The sequence below is a fragment of the Profundibacter sp. genome, assembly GCF_056498605.1.
The window spans coordinates 1-4,626 of record NZ_JBSMEZ010000032.1 but is presented as its reverse complement, the minus strand read 5'-3'; the positions used below and the strand labels follow the sequence as shown (position 1 = coordinate 4,626).

General features: G+C 58.2%; 5 protein-coding genes. All 5 read right to left on the bottom strand.

Annotated elements, in window-relative coordinates:
- Positions 1–112 precede the first annotated feature (112 nt).
- Positions 113–808: a M50 family metallopeptidase gene (locus tag ACWB12_RS03765; RefSeq protein WP_479528729.1), complete on the bottom strand. Its 696-nt coding sequence runs from the start codon at positions 806–808 to the stop codon at positions 113–115.
- A complete protein-coding gene (locus ACWB12_RS03760; RefSeq protein ID WP_479528728.1) occupies positions 805–2,583 on the bottom strand; it encodes an SLC13 family permease in 1,779 nt (592 codons plus the stop codon). The genes ACWB12_RS03765 and ACWB12_RS03760 overlap by 4 nt, the downstream gene beginning before the upstream one ends.
- Before the next feature lie 10 nt (positions 2,584–2,593).
- A complete protein-coding gene (locus ACWB12_RS03755; protein ID WP_479528727.1) occupies positions 2,594–3,523 on the bottom strand; it encodes a DMT family transporter in 930 nt (309 codons plus the stop codon).
- Positions 3,520–4,338, bottom strand: a complete 819-nt coding sequence (locus ACWB12_RS03750; protein WP_479528726.1) for a TIGR00282 family metallophosphoesterase — start codon at positions 4,336–4,338, stop codon at positions 3,520–3,522. The genes ACWB12_RS03755 and ACWB12_RS03750 overlap by 4 nt, the downstream gene beginning before the upstream one ends.
- A gap of 127 nt (positions 4,339–4,465) precedes the next feature.
- A partial coding sequence (locus tag ACWB12_RS03745; protein ID WP_479528730.1) for a 5-formyltetrahydrofolate cyclo-ligase occupies positions 4,466–4,626 on the bottom strand: 161 nt, incomplete at its 5' end.

Genomic DNA, 4,626 nt, shown 5'->3' with positions numbered 1-4,626 from the left:
CTTCCAAAAGATAAAGGAATTCAAAAGGATAGCATTACGTGCATGTAAAACTGACGATAGTTTTAAGGCCATGATTTCAATCGTCGCAACCGTCATTCATTTGCGGTAAACGTCAACAGGCCCTATTCCCTTTCACCTGCCCAAAACCGATATTGCTCCGCTCTCCCAATCCATACCGTAAACATCCCCCGATCACCGCCAGCGAAATCACCAACCACACCCCCCCCCAGACCACCGTGGCCCCACCGAATTTTTCCGCCAGCATATAGGCGTCCGACCGCTCGCCCGACCGCGCAATCGTGTCGCTGAAGATATCAAACGGCACATAGATCATGCTGGTCAGCCCGATCACCCGCAGCGCCAGATCGTTGATGCTGTGTGGCAGAAACCGCGCCGATGCCAGCATCATAACGCCCAGTCCCACACTAAAACCCAGCGCAAACCACTCGCGGATATAGAACGCCGCGATCAGCAAGGTGGCGACCCCAAGCGCGGCCATCAACCCTCGATCCACCTTGCTTTTCAGCGCACTCAAAAACACCACCACCCCGATCAGCAGTGATCCAACATACCCCGCCGAGAAAATCACAAACAAATTGCCGTCACGTGTCGTGGTCAGCCCGCTCTGCCTGGGCGACACGCTGATGCTCACCACCTCGCCCCCTGTTAGCCATGCCGCCAGCCCGTGACTGATTTCGTGCAAAAATACGATCAGGATTTTCAATGGGGTGATCGCGGGGGTCTGCCATAGGGCAAACACCACAACCGTGATCACGATCAGCTGCCAATGTCCGCGCAATGCCTTCACAGCGGCCACATAAACGGGATGATCGCGCTGGCCAGCAGGCCAATCGACAAGTTCAGCGGTATCCCCACCCGCATGAAATCGGTAAATCGGTACCCCCCTGGTCCATAAACCAGCATGTTGGTCTGATACCCAATCGGCGTTGCAAATGACGCCGAAGCCGCCACCATCACCGCCACCACCAAGGGCCGCGCATCAATGCCCATTTCCGCCGCCAACCCGATGGCAATCGGCGTGATAACAACCGCCACCGCGTTGTTTGACACCAGTTCGGTCAATACCGACGTCAGTAGGTAAATCGCCCAGACAATCAGGAACGGCGGCAAGCTGCCCATATACGGGGCCAGCCCCCGCACAATCATCGCCACAGCCCCCGAGGCCTCCAATGCCGCGCCAATCGCCAGCATCGCGAAAATCATCGCCAGCAGGCGCCCGTCGATGTACGAAAATGCCTCGTCCGCATCAATGCAGCGGGTCACCAGAACCAGCGCCACCGCCAGAATGGCCAGCAGGAATATCGGCGCGACCCCGAATGCGGCCAGCCCCACAATCGCCAGCAGCGCCACGATGGCCACCGGCGCATGGTTCCGGCGAAACGCGCGGCCCGAGGGTTGCGAAATATCGACCAAACCCACATCAGTAGCAAGGCGTTGAATGTCCTCGGGCGCCCCTTCCAGCAGCAACGTATCGCCAACCCGCACCACCAGATCATCCAACTGCCCACTAAAATTCTGATTCCGCCGATGCACCGCCAGCGTATAAACCCCGTAACGCCGCCTAAGCCGCAGCGCGCCCAAAGTGCGCCCGATCATCTTGCACCCCGGCGTGATCAACACCTCGACGGTCGAGGTCGCCACCGCGCTTAACTGATCCACCCGCTTCAGGCTTTTGTTGCGCTGTAGCGACAGCAATTCAGTCATCGCGGTGCGCAACACCACGCGGTCACCAACCTTCAGCACCACGTCCTTCATGTTGCGCCGCAAACTCTCGTCACCGCGTAAAACGTCGATCAACCGCACCCCGTCGCGCTTGAACAATTGCACGTCCAGCACCTCGCGCCCGATCAAGTTGCTTTCCGGCGGGATCGCCGCCTCGGTGAAAAACTTCATCCGCGATTTATCCGACAAAAGGTTCGCCATACTATCGCGATCCGGCAACAATCGCGGCGCAATAAACCGCAGGTAAATCATGCCCCAGATCACCAGAAAAACCGCCAGCGGTGTGACCTCGAATATCGTGAACCCCTTCATCCCGTGGGTCCGCGCCACCCCGTCGACCAACAGGTTGGTCGAGGTGCCGATCAAGGTCAGCGTGCCACCAAGGATCGCCGCATAAGACAGCGGGATCAGCATTTTAGAGGCCGATATTTTCATCTTGCGCGACAGTTGCACAAACACCGGTATCATCACCACCACCACCGGCGTATTTGATACAATCGCGCTGGAAACCACCACAAACGCCATCAACGCGCCGATTGCCAGCGCTGGCCGCGCCTCGGCGTTGCGTTCGGCAATCTTGGTGAACCAGTTCAGCGCACCGGTGCGCACCAATGCCCCCATCACGATGAACATCGCGGCGATGGTCCAAGGGGCTGGATTGGACAGCACATTCAGCGCGGCGTCGTAAGGCAGGATGCCCAGCGCCAACAACGCCGCCACCCCCGCAATCGCCACCACCTCGGTTGGCAGAATTTCGCGCAGGAACATCACGAACATCACGGCCACAACCATCAAGGTGATGATCGCCTGCCCTGTCTGGGAAAATGTAAATAAATCCATTGCAACCGGCCTATATTTGCTCGGCCCCATCATTGCCGGAAACATCGGCATTGTCACGCGGTTGCACCAAAAACAGCCCGACCATCATCAGCCCCAACGCGGCCCAGATATAGACGGAATAACTTTCCCCCAGAAAAACCATCGCCCAGATCACCCCAAATCCTGTTACCAGATAGGCCACCTGCGCGGCAAACACCGGCCCCGCGCGGCCAATCAACCAGACATATCCAACATAGGCGATCCAATTCAGCGCGGCCGCCGCAACAATCGCCCATTCTGGGGCCGACCACACCCGCAAGGGGCTGATAAATTCGCCCGTTGCCAGCGCCAATGGCACGGAAATAACCATCCCCACTATGCTCGCTCCGAACAACACCTTCACAGGGTCCGGTATCTCTCCCTCTGTGCGTGCCTTGGCCCAGACCAGAAAACTACCCTCGGCCCCATAGGCAAGCGGCATCAGGATGGCCAACACCACATAAACCGCCTTTGCAGGGTCCGGCAGGCTTGCCTCTGGCCCCACCAGCAGGCCAACGGCCAAGGCGCCGAACACGATGCCGAACAGTCGTATATACGACAGCTTCTCATACCCCATAACCAACGCAATGGGCATAGCGAACAAAGGCACCAAAGCAACGATGATCACCATGATCCCTGCGGGCAATTCAGCCGCGGCAATGTAGGAGAAATAGTTGGGAAACACCGTGCCCAGCACCGCCACCCCGATATACAGCACAAAATCGCGCCGCCTGAGCGCCAGGGACTTGTGCCGCACCGTCAGTATCACTCCGGAAAAGATGGCCATGATCACCATCTGCCAAACCAGAATGCCAAACGGTTGATGTCCGGTGGAAACCGCAACCTTGGTAAAGGTAAAAACCAGCCCCCACGCCGCGCCCATCAGGATCAGCACCAGATACAGGTGTTTCTTGGTGGTCACGCAGTCGGGCCTTGTGCTTGCAAACGTCCGCCCACACGCACCATATGCACGTCCACAGCCTTGCCTGATCTGTCGTCGGTTTCGACAAACAGCCCCGATAAAGTCGCCTCGCCCATCGCAGGGGTAAACCGCCCCTTGCCCATGCCGGTGATAAAGCGGCGCAATGGCTCTTCTTTGTCCATGCCAATGACGCTGTTATAATCGCCACACATCCCCGCATCGCCCTGAAACGCTGTGCCGCGCGGCAGGATTTGTGCGTCCGCCGTCGGAATATGCGTGTGGGTGCCGACAACCATGCTGGCGCGCCCGTCACACCAATGCCCCATGCCCATTTTCTCGCTGGTCGCCTCGCAATGCACGTCGACCAGAATGGCCTGCGCCATGCCGCCCAACGGGTGCGATTTCAGCACGGTTTCCACAGCAGAAAACGGATCATCAAACGGGCGTTTCATAAACACCTGCCCCAAAACCTGTGTCACCAGAATTTTACGCCCGCGCCCACCATCAAACAGCCGCGCCCCCTTGCCCGGGGCGTTCTTGGCAAAATTCAGTGGCCGGATGATCCTCGGCTCCTGATCAATGAACTGCAACATATCGCGCTGGTCAAACGCATGATCGCCCAGCGTAATACAATCCGCACCCGCCTCCAGTATCCCCTTGGCATGTGCCGGTGACAGCCCCGCCCCACCGGTCGCATTCTCGCCATTGACTACGACAAAATCCAGCCGCCAATTGCTGCGCAGACCCTTCAGCCGCTCGGTTATTGCCGCACGTCCCGCACGGCCCACCACATCACCTAAAAACAGAATTCTCATATGCCCTGCCTATTGCGCCCCTGATACAAGAGCAATCCCCATTTTCGTTCTACAAATATCCGCGCCGCAGGCCAATCCGAGGCCCCCTTGCGGGGTCGAGATATAAAGCGACCCGAAGGGTCTCCATTCAGCTAAAGATTAGCGTCTCGCGCTCGGTCACAATCGCATCCAGCGGCTGGTCTGTGGCCTCCAACGGCAATTCCTCAGCCTCCTGCTCACCATAAGCAAACCCCACCGCAATCGTCGGGCGGCGGCCCCGCAACATCTCGAGCGTCCGGTCATAAAACC

Excerpts from the sequence above, each read along its gene's own strand:
- ACWB12_RS03760 (WP_479528728.1), bottom strand. The coding sequence starts at position 2,583 with ATGGATTTATTTACATTTTCCCAGACAGGGCAGGCGATCATCACCTTG.
- ACWB12_RS03750 (WP_479528726.1), bottom strand. The coding sequence starts at position 4,338 with ATGAGAATTCTGTTTTTAGGTGATGTGGTGGGCCGTGCGGGACGTGCG.